Here is a 14,718-nt window from a genome sequence, read left to right as displayed (position 1 = left end):
CGGCCGATGGGCGGGTCGATCCCACCGTCGGTCACCCCGGCCGCCGCCACCGCCGCGGCGACGAGCGCCACGCCCGCGACCGTCACGGCCGAGGCCACGGTGGTGCAGCTTCCCGACCGGCTGCCGGAGGTCACCCGCCCGGTGGTGCTGACCGGCACCGTCGCCGGCCAGACACCGGAGGGGCTGACCCGCATCCGCACCGCGGCCGGCGAGCTGCTGCTCGACAGCGCGGCCGAGTTGCCGGCCGACAAGCCGGTGACGGTGCAGCTCACCCCCGGCGCCGCGACCACCCAGACGGGCGCCGCCATCCCGGCCAAGCCGACCGCGCTGATCCTGCTCCAGGCGCTGGGCACGCCGTCCGGTGCTGCGCCGGCCGGCACCACCCAGGCCGGCGCTGCCGGTGGTGCTGGTGGACCAACGCCGACGCCCGCCCCCGGCGGCGGCGCCAACCCGGCCGTGCTGCTGCCGACCGCCCAGCCGACCACCGTCCCCACCCTGCCGCCGCTCACCCCCGGCACGGTGGTGCCGGCGCTGGTGCTGGCCGGCGGCTCGGGCGGTAAGCCGGCCACCACACCCGCCGCTCCCGCCTCCACGCCGGCGGCGCCCGCCGCCCCGGCGGGGGCATCCCCCAACGCCGCGGCGACGCCCGGCGCGGCGGCCGGAACGGCGGCGCAACCGACGCTGTCCGCGCCGATGGCCGGCGGCAGCGCCACCTTCGGCACGCCGGTCGAACTGGGCGGCGACGCGGCGCATCCCGGCGCCGAGGCTCCCGGCCTGCCCTCCCAACCCGCCGAGGCGCCCGACCTGCCGCGTGGCGCCACGGTCGCGCTGAAGATCCTGACGGTGACCCCGCCGCCGCAACAACCCCGACCACCGGGTGAGGCGGAGGCCGGGCCGCGCGGCGGCCAGACCGGTGGCCAGGGCGGCGGCACCCCGGCCGGTGGCCAGCCCGCGCTGCCCGACGATCCGGCCGCTCCGCCGGCGGACGCGCCGATCCTGCGCGGCACCGTCGCCGGCACCACGCCGCAGGGCCAGCCGATCCTGGCGACGAAACAGGGCATGCTGGCGCTGAACGTGCCGGCCAGCCTGCCGCAGGGCGCGACGGTGACGGCGGCGCTGACCGACCTCGCCCGGGCGACGCAGGCGGCGGCCCCCACCCTGCCCGGCCCGCCGGGACCGCTGGGCGACCGCGACTGGCCGGCGATGCGGCAACTGATGGCGGCGCTGGCGGCCAGCGACCCGGCGGTCGCCAAGGCGATGCAGGCGACCATGCCGCAGCCCAACCGCAAGCTGACCGCGGCGCTGAGCTTCTTCCTGTCGGCGATGCGCGGCGGCGACGCCCAGGGCTGGCTGGGCGACGAGGCGTCGACGGCGCTCGACAAGGCCGGGCGGCGCGACCTGCTCGACCGGCTGACCCAGGATTTCGACGGGCTGAAGCGCGAGGCCGCCGAGCCGCTGCCGGGCGACTGGCGTTCCTACACCATTCCGCTGATGGACGCGCACGGCCCGAAGCCGATCAAGCTGCACGTCCACCCGCTGAAGGAGGACGAGGAGTCCGGCGGCGGCAAGGAGCGCGGCAAGCCGGGCAGCCGCTTCCTGATCGACCTCGACCTCAGCCGCTTCGGCCCGATGCAGCTTGACGGGCTGGTGCGGCCCAACCATTTCGACCTGATCCTGCGCAGCCACGCCGCCCTGCCGCCGGAACTGCGGGTCGAGCTGATCCAGGTCTTCGCCGACAGCGTACGGGCGGTCGGCTACACCGGCGGCCTGTCCTTCCAGTCCGGCGCCAAGAGCTGGGTCAAGCTGACCCGCGCCGGCAAGGCCGGGCTGGGGGTGTCGGCATGAGGCGCGAGCGGCTGACCACCCGGCCGTCGCCCGACCCCCGCCACGACTATCTGGTGGAACTGCGCGGCGAGCCGATGCCGGGCACCCGGCTGACGCTGCGCCTGGTGCCCGACCGGCTGGTGCCGGACCCGGCGGGCGTCGTTGCCTATCTGGCAACGTTCGCCGACGTCGCCGAGGGGCTGGAGGCGCTGGCGCTGGCGGTGCTGGACGACCTCAACAACGAACTGGTGCCGCGCTGGGTCGAGGTGACGGTCGAGCGCGACGCCCCGCTGCCGCACCGCGTGGTGATCGAGGACCGGCAACCGACCTGGGACAACCCGCAACTGCTGGGACGGCTGCGGCGGGTGTGAGGGGGCGGGGTTGGGGGCGGAGGTGGCCTCCATGGAAGTGAATAACTGTATTCGGCCTAAAATAAATTGGCGCGTTTCTGCAGATAAAAGCTAAATTTCTGCTGTCGGTTGGTGCACCGTATCCTGGACGACTTCGGGCGACAGTCAGGCCTTTATCCATCACCAATGTCACCAATTCATTCAATCGTCCATCTTTCAATGATATTTTACTAACACATATCTCGCTATTTTCAAGTTCTGTTAGGGCGGCCAAAGCTACGGGGAACTAAGAGCCGCCCTTCACTTTGATCGACAATTTACAAAGCAACATCATTTCTGCTAATCTAATGTGGCATATAGTTCATAAAGTTGATCGAAAATTTCATGAAGATTGGTCATCTAAAGCGCGGAATGATGCAGACTGCTTAGTTATCACAGTATATCGAGATAAAGCAGAAAAATCGGCGGAGATAAACGAGATGACACACGCAGCACGCGAGGTTCTTTTAGATGCAAGGCTTGCACTCGATATGTTGCAGACTGAAACCGATCCAGATCGCTGGCGCGTGCATTGGGCGGGTGGTGTAGCGTTACTTCGAGCCGTTGGACACGTCCTACTCAATGTTGATCAACGAGCGAATGTCGAACTTGCGAAGATCGGCGATGAAGCGCACCGACGCTGGAGAAGCGCCGATCCTTCACATGCGGTGTATCGAGATTTTATTCTCGAAGAGCGCAACAATATCCTCAAGGAGTATCGGTCCAAAGTGCACCCGCTCGCCGAGGTGCCGATGGCGATACGATTGACGCTTGTAAATCCGGAGACCGGCGAGGTCAGCTACCTGGATCAAATCGCAGATTTTGATGAGAATCTGTTCCGTCCGCTTGTCGAGGGTTACGGCGAAGGCGAGGACGCTCGCGACGTTTTCGAGGAGGCGATCAACTGGTGGGAGCGCGAACTAGCCGCTATTGACAAGGAACTGAGTATAAGACTCCGTCGATGAAGCGGATCGAATGCTACGGCGATAGCCGCATTCTGACCGGCTGCTATCACTGTGGCGGCAAAGCCAACACTGTTGATCATGCGCCCCCGAAAGTACTGCTGGACAAGCCGTATCCTGATGAAATGATCGTTGTCCCCTCTTGTTACGTTTGCAATAACTCCGCTTCGCTTGACGAGAGTTGGCTCGCCTGTGTGGTCGAGTGCGCTCTGACCGGCGAGGTGGATGCAGCGCGCGTATCCCGGCCTGTAGTCGCCAAGATGCTCGCGCGTAGCCCCGCGCTGGCGTCATCAATGGCAGCAATCCGCTCGATCACCGAGAATGGAACAATGTTCCATCCCGATATGGATCGAGTGAGGCGAATTATAACCAAGATCGCGCGCGCACACGCGGCCTACGAACTGCATGAGCATTTTGAGCACGAACCGTTAGCCGTCGACGTCTTCCCGCTATCATTGCTCTCCGATCAAGCTTTGCTCAACTTCGAGAACTTCGGCGACGGCAAGTTGGCGATGTGGCCGGACGTTGGCTCACGAGCAATGCAAAGGCTTCTTGAGGGCTATCCAGGAGACCGACCGGGATGGGTGGTCGTTCAGAAGGGCAGGTACCGATACATGGCGGGTGTCGAAGATGGGAGTGTGGTGCGGATGGTGCTCAGCGAATACCTCGGATGTGAAGTCACTTGGGATTTCTAACCTTCAGTTTTCAAGTTCCGATAATTTCGGGAGATATCGTCAAAATCGTTCGAGATAACTGTTCTGGCTGAACCAAAGCCACAACAGAATACAAATCAAAGCACGGACGGGCATCACCCTGATCGGCGTGCCGCCAGCCTCCTTGGTCAATCCCGCCTACAGCGCGCACGAAATCTAGCGCCTCTCCAGTGTAGACTGGTCCTGATCGCGCGGTTCGCCCGGTCGAACGGCGGCAGGGGCGTGTCGCAAAACGGGGCGCACCGTTACCGACGCGCCCCGCCCCCGCATCACCCCTGCAGGAAGCCCTTCAGCGCGTCGACGACCGCGCGCATTTCCGCCTCGGTGCCGATGGTGACGCGCAGGCAGCTCGGCAGGCCGTAGGCGGGCATCTGGCGGACCAGGATGCCGCGGGCCTTCAGGAACTGGCGCGCCGCCTCGGCATCGTCCTTGCCGGCCGGCTGGCCCTGGAAGTCGACCAGGACGAAGTTGGTGACGCTGGGATGCACCGTCAGGCCCAACCCCTGCACCTCGGCGGAGAACCACGCGCGCCACTTCTCGTTGTGGCGGCGGGAGCGGTCGAGGAAGTCGGCGTCCTCCACCGCGGCGACGCCGGCGACATGGGCGGCGGTCGACACGTTGAACGGGCCGCGGACGCGGTTCAGCACGTCGACGATGCCGGCCGGGCCATAGCCCCAGCCGATACGCAGCGAGCCCAGCGCGAAGATCTTCGAGAAGGTGCGGGTCATCACCACGTTGGGGAAGCGGTCCACCAACTCCTCGCCGGCGGTGTAGTCGTCCTTGTTCACATATTCGGCGTAAGCCGCGTCGATGACCAGGATGACGTCCGGCGGCAGGCCGGCGTGCAGCCGCGCCACCTCCGACGCCGGCAGGTAGGTGCCGGTCGGGTTGTTCGGGTTGGCGAGGAAGACCAGCCGGGTGCGCGGGGTGACGCGGGCGAGCAGCTGATCGACGCTGGCGGTCAGCCCATCCTCCGGCGCGGTCACCGGGGTGGCGCCGACCGACTTGGCGCCGATCGGGTACATCAGGAAGCCGTACTGCGAATACAGCACCTCGTCGCCCGGCCCGGCGTAGGCCCGGATCAGCAGGCTGATGATCTCGTCCGACCCGGCGCCGCAGACGATGCGCTCGGCGTCCAGGTTGAAGCGCTTGGCGATGGCGCCGCGCAGCGCGGCGGAGCCGCCGTCGGGGTAGCGGTGCAGCGTCGGCGCCGCCGCCGCATAAGCCTCCATCGCCCGCGGGCTGGGGCCGAGCGCCCCCTCGTTCGAGGCGAGGCGGATGTGACCCTGATGCTCGCCGCCGACATAGGCGGCGATGTCGAGAATCCCCGGACGCGGCTGCGGGCCGTTCGGTTGGGTCATGGCGTTGCGAACCTTCTGAAGCGTGCTTTAGGGAATGACGGCGCCATCCTGCCGTATTTCGGGCGATCAGCCCAGATTCAACGGCACGGCGTAGCCGCCGACGGTGTTGACCCGCACCGGAATGTCGCCGGACCGCTCGACCAGCGCGGTCAGGCGGGGATCGGCGCGATCGACGAAGTCGGCGATCTCGACCAGATGCACCGACGGCCCGCCGGAGGAACTGCCCGACGGGCTGGTGGCGTGGCCGGCGGGATGCCAGGTGCAGAAATTGACCGGCGGCAGGCCGCAAGCCTCCAGCATGTCCTTCAGCCGGCCGCGGCTGAGGTCGCCGCCGATCTCGATGCTGAGCAGCGTGCGGTCGTCGCCGGTCGCCTCGTGCGGGACGGCGGCGATGGCGAGCGCGTCGCGATTCTCGCCGCGGGCGTTGCCGCGCCCGCCGAAGGGCAGCCGCGCCACCACCTGCGGCCGGGCGGCGTCGGCCGACACCAGGAAGCGCCACCAGGGGTCCGAGTCGTCGTCGGCCGGATAGGGCACCACGGCGACGGTCGCCGCCCCCTCCGACACGGCGCGGAGCGCGGCGGCCGGGGTGTTGACGGCGGTCATCGGCACGAAGCTGCCGAAATGGTCGCGGGCGACGTCCCAGAAGCCGCGGCGGTCCTCCGGCGCGTAGACGGCGACGGCGAAGGGCCCCTGCATGCGGGTGAAGGCGGTGATCATCTCGCGCCAGATGCGGACGACGACCTGGGCGGGGAAGGACCCGGCGTGGCGGGCCATCAGGCGGCGCAGGATCGTCGCCTCCCGCCCCGGGCGCAGGTAGACGGGCTGGCCCACGGCCGGTTCGGTGCCCTTGGCGGCGCCGATCCGCTCCACGACCGCGGCGCGGCGCATCAGCAGGTCATGGATCGCGTCGTCGATCTGGTCGATCTCGCGGCGCAAATCGTCGAGCGGAGTCCTGGCGGGGGGCATGGGGCACAAAACCATCGAATGCAAAGCCGGATAGTAGTAGTCCGCATGCGCCCGGAAATCAAAGAAAACGTTGACACTTCGAAGGCCGGCTTCGTAGCTATACGCTCCGCTTCCGCCACAGATCCCGCCCCCGGTTCTCCTCAGGCTTCGATCCGACCGCCATGCCCGCGCAACACCCCTCCATGGTCGCCCCGGCGGTCGCCCCGGCCGACGCAGACGCCCTTCCGGGCGGCTTTCCGGGCAAGCGCGTCCGGCTGGCCGTCGACCGGCCGATGCGGCTGGACAGCGGCGTGGAGATCGGCGGCTTCCAGATCGCCTACCAGACCTACGGCACGCTGAACGCCGACCGGTCGAACGCCATCCTGATCTGCCACGCGCTGACCGGCGACCATTTCGTGGTGGAAACGCACCCGGTCACCGGCAAGCCCGGCTGGTGGGAGATGCTGGTCGGCCCCGGCCGGCCGGTCGACACCGACCGCTATTTCGTCATCTGCTCCAACGTGCTGGGCGGCTGCCTGGGCAGCACCGGGCCGAAGGACGTCGACCCGGCGACCGGCCAGCCCTATGGCCTGTCCTTCCCGGTCGTCACCATCGGCGACATGGTGCGGGCGCAGAAGCTGCTGGTCGAGCATCTGGGGATCGAGAAGCTGTTCTGCGTCGTCGGCGGCTCGATGGGCGGGATGCAGGTGCTGCAATGGGCGGTCGCCTACCCCGAGTCGGTGTTCGCCGCGGTGCCGATCGCCACCGCCGCCCGCCATTCGGCGCAGAACATCGCCTTCCACGAGGTCGGGCGCCAGGCGATCATGGCCGACCCGAGCTGGCGCGGCGGCAACTACCTGCTGGAAGGCACCCGGCCGGAGGCCGGCCTGGCGGTCGCCCGCATGGCGGCGCACATCACCTACCTGTCGGAAGCGGCGCTGCACCGCAAGTTCGGCCGCAACCTGCAGGACCGCAAGGCGGTGACCTACGGCTTCGACGCCGACTTCCAGGTGGAAAGCTACCTGCGCTACCAGGGGGCGGCCTTCGTCGAGCGGTTCGATGCCAACTCCTACCTCTACATCACCCGGGCGATGGATTACTTCGACCTCGCCGCCGACGCCGGCGGGTCGCTGGCCAACGCCTTCCGGCCGGGCGGCACGACGACGCCGGTGCGCTTCTGCCTCGCCAGCTTCTCCAGCGACTGGCTGTTCCCGACCGCCGAATCGCGGGCCATCGTCCACGCGCTGAACGCGGTCGCCGCCAATGTCAGCTTCGTGGAGATCGAGACCGACAAGGGCCACGACGCCTTCCTGCTGGACGAGCCGGAGTTCCATCAGGTGATCCACGGCTTCCTGGAGGGCTGTGCCGAGCATCGCGGCCTGTCCGTCCGCCGCCGCGCACGCTGACCAGAGGCCCGACGACCGCCATGCCGGACATTCGCGACGACCTGAAGCTGATCGCCGAGATGGTGGAGCCGAACAGCCGCGTGCTGGACGTCGGCTGCGGCGACGGCGCTTTGCTCGACCATCTGGCCCACGCCAAGAACGTCGACGGCCGCGGCATCGAGCTGAGCATGGACGGCGTGCGGCAATGCGTGGCGCACGGGCTGTCGGTGATCCAGGGCGACGCCGAGACCGACCTGAAGGACTACCCCGCCGAGGCGTTCGACTACGTCATCCTGGGCCAGACGCTGCAGGCGATGCGGCGTCCGCGCGACGTGCTGGAGATGATGTGCCGCATCGGCCGCCGCGCCATCGTCTCGGTGCCGAACTTCGGCTATTGGCGGGTCCGCATGCAGCTGATGCTGACCGGCCGCATGCCGGTGACGGAAAAGCTGGGCTACCAGTGGTGGGAAACGCCCAACATCCATTTCTGCACGCTGCGCGACTTCGTCGTGCTGACCGAGGAGATGGGCCTCACCATCGAGCAGACCCACATCATCGACCGTGCCGGCCGGGTGACCAGCCGCGCCCATTCCGGATTCGCCAACCTGCTGGGCGAGCAGGGCGTCTTCCTGCTGCGGCGGAACCGATAAGCCGACGCTTCGCCGCAACCCTGGGGGCGGTTGCGCTGTTTACAGGGGGACACCGCATCCGAACGGAAGGGTTGCCCCGATGCTCCGCCCGCTCACGCTCCGCCCCCTGCTGCTCGCCGTCCCGGCCGCCGCGCTGCTGCTGACCGGCGCCGCCACCGCCCAGACCACGGCCAATCCCGGCACGGCCAATCCCGGCACCGCCAACCCGCCGCCGCTGATGACCGCGCCGCGGCCGGACGACCAGTCGACGACCGACGCCGTCACCTCGCCGCCGGGCGTCAGCGGCGAGGCGCCGTCGCGCGAGGTGCAGAACCCGGCGGCGCCGGTCAACTCGCCACCGGCCAACTCGCCGCCGGTGGCGGCGCTGCCGCCGGGCGCCATCGACCCGCAGCAGGCGCGCTCGCTGGTCGGCGCCGAGCTGCGCACCGCCGACGGCCAGCCGGGCGGGCGCATCGTCGACTTCACCCTGACCGGCGACCGCATCGGCAACGTCGTCGTCGCCCCGAACGAGGTGCTGGGGATGGGCAGCAAGTTGGTCACCGTGCCGGTCGGCGCGCTCGCCAACGGCGCGGAGGGGCTGACGCTGAGCATGGACCAGGCCGAGCTGACCAAGGCGACGCCCTTCGCCTACGGCAGCGAGCCGACGCTCACCCGCGCCAATCCGTAGCCGACCGGGGACCGGTCAGGCGGTGCCGCGCCGGCGGAAGACGCCGGACAGGCAGGCGACCACGCACAGGCCGGCGCCCAGCCACAGCACCGCCACCGTGCCGTCGGCCTTGCCCACCGCGGTGAAGACCAGCCCGACCGCCGCGGCGCCCAGCGTCTGGCCCAGCAACCGGCCGGTCGCCTGGATGCCGCTGGCGCCGCCGCTGCGCTCCTTCGGCGCGCTGCTGACCAGCACCTTGTTGTTCGGGGTCTGGAACAGGCCGAAGCCGAAACCGGCCAGCGCCATCCGCCACGCCACGTCCAGCGTCGACGGGTCGCGCGGCAGCAGCGCCATCAGCGCCAGCCCGGCGGCGAACAGCGCCAGCCCGATCGCCGCCAGCCGGGTCGGCTCGTAACGGTCGGCGAGGCGGCCGGAGATCGGCGCGATCAGCGCCACCATCAGCGGCCAGGGCGTCATCAGCAGCCCGGATTCGGCCAGCGAGCGGTGCAGCACGTCCTCGAAGAAGAAGGGCAAGGCGACGAAGGCGATGTTCTGCGCCGCGAAGGAGCAGACCGAGGTCACCACCGTCAGGGCGAAGACCGGCCGGCGCAGCAGGTCGACCGGCAGCAGCGGCGCGGTCTGCGCCAGCTCGCGCCGCACCAGCGTCACGCCGATGGCCAGCGCCGCCGCCAGCTCCGCCGCGACCAGCCACGCCGGCTGGCTGCCGTCCACCCCCTTGAAGCCGATGATCAGCAGGCCGAGCGTGCCGGCGTTCAGCGCCGCGCTCAGCCAGTCGAAGCGGTGCCCGGCCGGGGCCGACACCGGCAGCGCCCGCGCCGCGACGACCAGCGCCGCCACCCCCAGCGGCACGTTGACCGCGAACAGCCAGGGCCAGGAGGCGACGGACAGGATCAGCGCCGCCAGCGTCGGGCCGGCCGCCGACGACACCGCGACGATCATCGCGTTGTAGCCGACGCCGCGGCCGAGATGGGTGGAGGGGTAGATGTGGCGGACCAGCGCCAGGTTGACGCTCATGATCCCGGCGCCGCCCAGCCCCTGCAGCACCCGCGCGGCGGTCAGCAGCGGCAGGTTCGGCGCCAGCGCGCAGCCGAGCGAGGCCAGGGTGAAGATCGCCAGCCCGAAGCCGTAGACCCGGCGGTAGCCGATGATCTCGCCCAGCGACGCCAGCGGGAACAGCGAGACGGTGACCGCCATCTGATAGGCGTTGACCACCCAGATGGCGCCGGCGGCGTCCACCGCGAACTCGCGCTGGATGGTCGGCAGCGCGATGTTGGCGACCACCCCGTCCAGCACCGCCATGATCAGCGCGACGGTCATCGCCGCCATCGCCCAATAGCGCTGGGGGATCGGCAGGCCGTCGGCGACCGGACCGGTCAGCGGACCGGCGGTGGACGAGACGGGCGTGGCGGCGGACGAGGGGGCGGGGGTCAGGTCGAGCGCGGGCAGGTCGGGCATGGTTCCAAGCATAGAGGGCGCCGGCCGTGCCGCCGACGCAGCAATTTCGCATGCATGCGTTGCATTGGCCCAGTTGGCGGCTCGGCTTCTCCGCTGGGGCCGGGGCCGGGGCCGGAACCGCTCCCGCCCCGCCCTGTTGGAGAAGGACGCGAGCCACCCGAAAGGAGCGCCACCATGACCAAGCACATCCCGCCCGTCCCGCCCGAGGGCCGCAGCGACAAGGGCCCCGGCGAGCCGGCGACCAGCGCCTCGCCAGACGACGGCAGCGGCAACCGCGGCGCCCCCAACACCAAGGAACAGGGCCAGCCCGGCAACACCCGCCAGAACACCACCCACCAGGGCTATCAACAGGATCGGTGAGGCATGACCAAGCATCACGACGCCACCGACCGCCACCAGGGCGGCCCCGGCAGCAGCCAGCAGAACGCCGACAAGCCGGCGCCGCCGGCCGAGAAGCACCCCCATCCCGGCGAGCCGACCAACACCCGCCACAGCGGCAGCTCCGGCGGCGGCGGCGAGCGCGACATCCACCACACGCACGATCCCAAGACGAAGCGGTGACCGGCATGCCCTCTCCCGCCCCGGGAGAGGGAGGGACCCGCCGCAGGCGGGAGGGTGAGGGGCATTCCGGACATGGATTCACAATTCTTGCCGTACCCCTCACCCTTCCCGCTTCGCGGGCCCCTTCCCTCTCCCGGGACGGGAGAGGGAGCGTCTGCTATGACGCCAAGTCCTTCAGGATCGGGCATTCCGGGCGTTCGTCGCCGTGGCAGGCGTCGGCGAGGTCGTGCAGGGTGTCGCGCATCGCCTGCAATTCGGTGATCTTGGCCTCCAGCTCCTCGATGTGCTGGAGCGCGATGCGCTTGACCTCCGAACTGCAGCGGCTGCGGTCGTTCCACAGGCCGACCAGCTTCTGAATCCGCTCGATCCCGAAGCCCAGCGTCCGCCCCCGCTTGACGAAGCGCAGGATGTTCACGTCGGTCGCGCTGTAGACGCGGTAGCCCGACGCCGTCCGCACCGCCTCCGGGATCAGGCCGATCGACTCGTAATAGCGGATCAGCTTGGCGTTGACGCCCGACGCCTTCGCGGCGTCGCCGATGGTCATGCCGTCTTTCATCGCGTTTCCTCCGGCGGAGTCCAGCCGCGCAGGGTCAGGGCGTTCACCACGACGCTGACCGAGCTGAGCGCCATCGCCGCGCCGGCCAGCACCGGGCTGAGATGGCCCGAGGCCGCCAGCGGGATGCCGATCACGTTGTAGGCGAAGGCCCAGAACAGGCCCTGGCGGATCTTGGCGTAGGTCCGCCGCGACACGTCGATCGCCCCGGCGACCAGCCGCGGGTCGCCACGCATCAGGGTGACGCCGGCGCTGTGCATCGCCACGTCGGTGCCGGTCGCCATGGCGATGCCGACATCCGCCGCGGCCAGCGCGGGGGCGTCGTTGACGCCGTCGCCGACCATGCCGACACTCTTGCCCTCCCCCTTCAGGGTGGCGACCACGGCGGCCTTGTCGCCCGGCAGCACCTCGGCGAACACCCGCTCGATCCCCAGCGCGGCGGCGACGGAGCGCGCGGCGCCCCAGCCGTCGCCGGTCACCATCACCGGCTCCACCCCCTGCGCCTTCAGCGAGGCGACCGCGGTGAGGGCGCTGTCCTTCACCGTGTCGCCGAAGGCGACGAGCCCGAGCAGGCGCGGCGCCGGTCCGACCTCCATCAGCCAGGACAGGGTGCGTCCGGAATGGGCCAGCGCCTCGGCGCGGTCGGCCAGGGCACCGGGCTGCAAGCCGGCCTCCGTCACCGCGCGGGCGTTGCCGAGTTGCAGCGCCCGCCCCTCCACCGTGCCGGCGACGCCACGGCCGGCCAGCGCGCGGAAGTCGGTCAGCGGTCCCACCGCGGCGCCGGCCTCTTCGGCGCGACGGCGCAGCGCGTGGGCCAGCGGGTGCTCGCTGCCGGCCTGGAGCGCGGCGGCGAGGCGCAGCAGCGTCGCCTCATCGACGCCCTCGGCCGCAATCAGGTCGGTGACGCGCGGCTTGCCCTCGGTCAGCGTGCCGGTCTTGTCGAAGGCGACGGCGGTCAGCGCATGGGCGCGCTCCAGCGCTTCGGCGTCCTTGATCAGGATGCCGTGGCGGGCGGCGGCGCCGGTGCCGACCATGATCGAGGTCGGCGTCGCCAGCCCCAGCGCGCAGGGACAGGCGATGACCAGCACCGACACCGCGGTGACGATGGCGACCTCCAGGTCGCCGCCGACGATCCACCAGCCGACCAGCGTCAGCGCGGCGATCGCCAGCACCGCCGGGACGAAGACCGCGCTGACCCGGTCGACCAGCCGCTGGATCGGCGCCTTCGACGCCTGGGCGCCTTCCACCATGCGGACGATCTGCGCCAGCATGGTCTCGGTGCCGACCGCCGTGGTTTCCACCACCAGCAGCCCGTCGCCGTTGATCGAGCCGCCGGTGACGCGGGCGCCCGGCTCCTTGTCGACCGGCAGGCTCTCGCCGGTCAGCATCGATTCATCGACGCCGCCGGCACCCTCGACCACCCGGCCGTCGACCGGCATCCGTTCGCCGGGGCGGACCACCACATGGTCGCCGACGCGCACGCGCTCCACCGGGACCTCGGTCTCGACGCCGTCGCGGCGCAGCCGGGCGGTGGCCGGGCGCAAATCCATCAGCGCGCGGATCGCCGCCGCGGTCTGGCCCTTGGCCCGCGCCTCCAGCCACTTGCCGAACAGCACGAAGGTGATCAGCACCGCCGACGCCTCGAAATACAGGTGCGGCTCGTGGCCGGGGTGCGCGGTCAGCATCAGGTAGAGGCTGAGGCCCCAGGCCGCCGAGGTGCCGAGCGCCACCAGCAGGTCCATGTTGCCGGCGCCCGCCCGCACCGCGTTCCAGCCGGCCCGGTAGAAACGGGCGCCCAGCCAGAACTGCACGACGCTGGCCAGCACCAGCTGCACCGCGGCCGGCAGCATCCAATGGGCGCCGAACAGATCGCCGACCATGCCGGCCAGCAGCGGCAGCGACAGGGCGGCGGCGATCAGCACATGGTGCAGGTCACGGCGGCCGCGGTCGGCCCGCGCCTGCTCCTCCGCCGCCTCGCCGCCCTGCCCGAGCGGAGCGGCGCCGTAGCCGGCCTTCTCCACCGCCGCGGCCAGGGCGGCGGCGTCGACGCTGCCGGCAAAGGCAACGACATGGGCGCGCTCGGTCGCCAGGTTGACCGCAGCGGACTCGACGCCCGGCAGCCGCGTCAGCGCCTTCTCCACCCGGCCGGCGCAGGACGCGCAGGTCATGCCGGTCACCGACAGGTCGAACTCCCGCCGCTCCGCGTGATAGCCGGCGGCCTCGACCGCGGCGGCGGCGGCCTTGGCGTCGGGGGGGCCGGCAAAGGTCAGCCGCGCCCGCTCGGTCGCCAGATTGACCGAGACGTCGGTGACGCCCGGCACCCGTCCCAGCGCCTTTTCCACCCGGCCGGCGCAGGACGCGCAGGTCATGCCCGACACCCCGAGATCCAGTTCGCTGAGGGGGGAGCCCGCCGCCGGTTCGGCGCTGTGCTGCTGGGTGGTGGTCATGCCGGTTCTCCTCTGTTTCCCGCGGCATAGGAAGATATGGGGCTTCCAACGATTGGAAGGTCAAGGGGCGCATCGACGCACACGGCATCACTGCCCTGAACAAAGCGCCGGGCGGTGCGTTCGTGTCCTGTCCACACCGCCAACATCCACCCCGCGACCATCCAACCCGCGAACCGGAACGAAGGGGCCGCCCGTGACCCGCCTGACCATCGACGAGGCGCAAAGCCGCGTCTCCCGCCTGCTGACCCATGACGTGGTCGAGGACCTGCGCGCCGTGGAGTATGAGACCCCGCCGCTGGCCGACGCCCCGTCGGCCACGCCGCTGGCCGAGTTGCGGCGGGCGGGCGTCACCTTCAGCCACGCCCCCGGCTCCCCCGACTGTCTGTACCGCATCGCCGCCTTCGGTGATTCGCTGCTGATGCGGCTTCAACTGAATGTCTGGCGCTTCGTCGCGATCTATCAGGTGCCGGTGAGCGACCCGATCGACAGCAACACCATCGCCCCGCATTTCGAACGCTGGGCCATCGGCGCCGGCCACGCCGGCTGGACCATCGGCTGGCGCGACGGCGTCGATCCCTGGAAGCCGGAGCTGCGGGTGGTGGAGACCTATTGCTACGCCATGTTGCCGGAGGATTTCCTGGACGAGCCGCTGACCCAGCTCTACTGGCGCACCGACCTGTTGCAGATGACGCGCGCCTTCCTGCTGGAGGCGCGGCGGATGGGCATCCGGCTGTCGGCGCCCGACACGGTGTAGCGGAGGTTTCGCTTGGCGCGGCGGGGTCGGGCGTGCTCAATCCATGGGCAGC

General features: G+C 70.1%; 15 protein-coding genes. 10 read left to right on the top strand and 5 right to left on the bottom strand.

Going from position 1 to position 14,718, the window contains the following annotated elements:
- The first annotated feature begins 6 nt into the window (after positions 1–6).
- The 4 genes from TSO352_RS31025 (at position 7) to TSO352_RS33040 (ending at position 3,870) form a co-directional block, all read left to right on the top strand.
- Positions 7–1,845, top strand: a complete 1,839-nt coding sequence (locus TSO352_RS31025) for a hypothetical protein (protein WP_109111133.1) — start codon at positions 7–9, stop codon at positions 1,843–1,845.
- A complete protein-coding gene (locus tag TSO352_RS31020) occupies positions 1,842–2,195 on the top strand; it encodes a hypothetical protein (RefSeq protein ID WP_109111132.1) in 354 nt (117 codons plus the stop codon). The genes TSO352_RS31025 and TSO352_RS31020 overlap by 4 nt, the downstream gene beginning before the upstream one ends.
- 284 nt (positions 2,196–2,479) lie before the next feature.
- Positions 2,480–3,178, top strand: a complete 699-nt coding sequence (locus tag TSO352_RS33045; protein WP_146210821.1) for a hypothetical protein — start codon at positions 2,480–2,482, stop codon at positions 3,176–3,178.
- The gene (locus TSO352_RS33040; protein WP_146210820.1) at positions 3,175–3,870 is read left to right on the top strand and encodes a hypothetical protein; all 696 of its coding nucleotides are present in this window, start codon (positions 3,175–3,177) and stop codon (positions 3,868–3,870) included. The genes TSO352_RS33045 and TSO352_RS33040 overlap by 4 nt, the downstream gene beginning before the upstream one ends.
- A gap of 287 nt (positions 3,871–4,157) precedes the next feature.
- Here TSO352_RS33040 and hisC read toward each other — a convergent pair whose 3' ends face one another.
- Together hisC and pheA are read right to left on the bottom strand one after the other, a co-directional pair.
- Positions 4,158–5,249 carry a histidinol-phosphate transaminase gene (gene hisC, locus TSO352_RS31005; RefSeq protein WP_109111129.1) on the bottom strand — a complete coding sequence of 364 codons (1,092 nt, stop codon included), beginning with the start codon at positions 5,247–5,249 and terminating at the stop codon, positions 4,158–4,160.
- A gap of 66 nt (positions 5,250–5,315) precedes the next feature.
- Positions 5,316–6,215, bottom strand: coding sequence for a chorismate mutase (gene pheA / locus TSO352_RS31000; protein ID WP_109111128.1), 900 nt, complete (start codon positions 6,213–6,215; stop codon positions 5,316–5,318).
- Positions 6,216–6,397: 182 nt separating this feature from the next.
- Between pheA and TSO352_RS30995 the strand changes: the two genes are divergently transcribed.
- The 3 genes from TSO352_RS30995 (at position 6,398) to TSO352_RS30985 (ending at position 8,896) form a co-directional block, all read left to right on the top strand.
- Entirely contained in the window at positions 6,398–7,600 is a 1,203-nt protein-coding gene (locus TSO352_RS30995; RefSeq protein ID WP_109111127.1) for a homoserine O-acetyltransferase, read from the top strand.
- Positions 7,601–7,620: 20 nt separating this feature from the next.
- Positions 7,621–8,229 (top strand): methionine biosynthesis protein MetW, encoded by a 609-nt coding sequence (metW, locus tag TSO352_RS30990; protein WP_109111126.1) that lies wholly within the window; start codon positions 7,621–7,623, stop codon positions 8,227–8,229.
- 79 nt (positions 8,230–8,308) lie between these two features.
- Positions 8,309–8,896, top strand: a complete 588-nt coding sequence (locus TSO352_RS30985; protein ID WP_109111125.1) for a PRC-barrel domain-containing protein — start codon at positions 8,309–8,311, stop codon at positions 8,894–8,896.
- 15 nt (positions 8,897–8,911) lie between these two features.
- On the opposite strand, the gene TSO352_RS30980 is transcribed toward TSO352_RS30985, so the two are convergent.
- A complete protein-coding gene (locus tag TSO352_RS30980; RefSeq protein WP_109111124.1) occupies positions 8,912–10,351 on the bottom strand; it encodes an MFS transporter in 1,440 nt (479 codons plus the stop codon).
- A 174-nt stretch (positions 10,352–10,525) separates the two neighbouring features.
- On the opposite strand from TSO352_RS30980, the gene TSO352_RS30975 reads away from it, so the two are divergent.
- Together TSO352_RS30975 and TSO352_RS30970 are read left to right on the top strand one after the other, a co-directional pair.
- Positions 10,526–10,711, top strand: a complete 186-nt coding sequence (locus TSO352_RS30975) for a hypothetical protein (RefSeq protein WP_109111123.1) — start codon at positions 10,526–10,528, stop codon at positions 10,709–10,711.
- Between the two features lie 3 nt (positions 10,712–10,714).
- Entirely contained in the window at positions 10,715–10,912 is a 198-nt protein-coding gene (locus tag TSO352_RS30970) for a hypothetical protein (protein ID WP_109111122.1), read from the top strand.
- A gap of 157 nt (positions 10,913–11,069) precedes the next feature.
- On the opposite strand, the gene cueR is transcribed toward TSO352_RS30970, so the two are convergent.
- The gene (cueR, locus tag TSO352_RS30965) at positions 11,070–11,468 is read right to left on the bottom strand and encodes a Cu(I)-responsive transcriptional regulator (protein ID WP_282183910.1); all 399 of its coding nucleotides are present in this window, start codon (positions 11,466–11,468) and stop codon (positions 11,070–11,072) included.
- Positions 11,465–13,912, bottom strand: coding sequence for a heavy metal translocating P-type ATPase (locus TSO352_RS30960; RefSeq protein ID WP_109111121.1), 2,448 nt, complete (start codon positions 13,910–13,912; stop codon positions 11,465–11,467). The genes cueR and TSO352_RS30960 overlap by 4 nt, the downstream gene beginning before the upstream one ends.
- 193 nt (positions 13,913–14,105) lie before the next feature.
- Between TSO352_RS30960 and TSO352_RS30955 the strand changes: the two genes are divergently transcribed.
- The gene (locus TSO352_RS30955; protein ID WP_109111120.1) at positions 14,106–14,666 is read left to right on the top strand and encodes a hypothetical protein; all 561 of its coding nucleotides are present in this window, start codon (positions 14,106–14,108) and stop codon (positions 14,664–14,666) included.
- Positions 14,667–14,718: the final 52 nt, after the last annotated feature.

This window comes from Azospirillum sp. TSO35-2 (assembly GCF_003116095.1).
In the GTDB taxonomy this organism is placed as follows: domain Bacteria; phylum Pseudomonadota; class Alphaproteobacteria; order Azospirillales; family Azospirillaceae; genus Azospirillum.
This window is presented reverse-complemented; position numbering and strand designations above follow the sequence as displayed.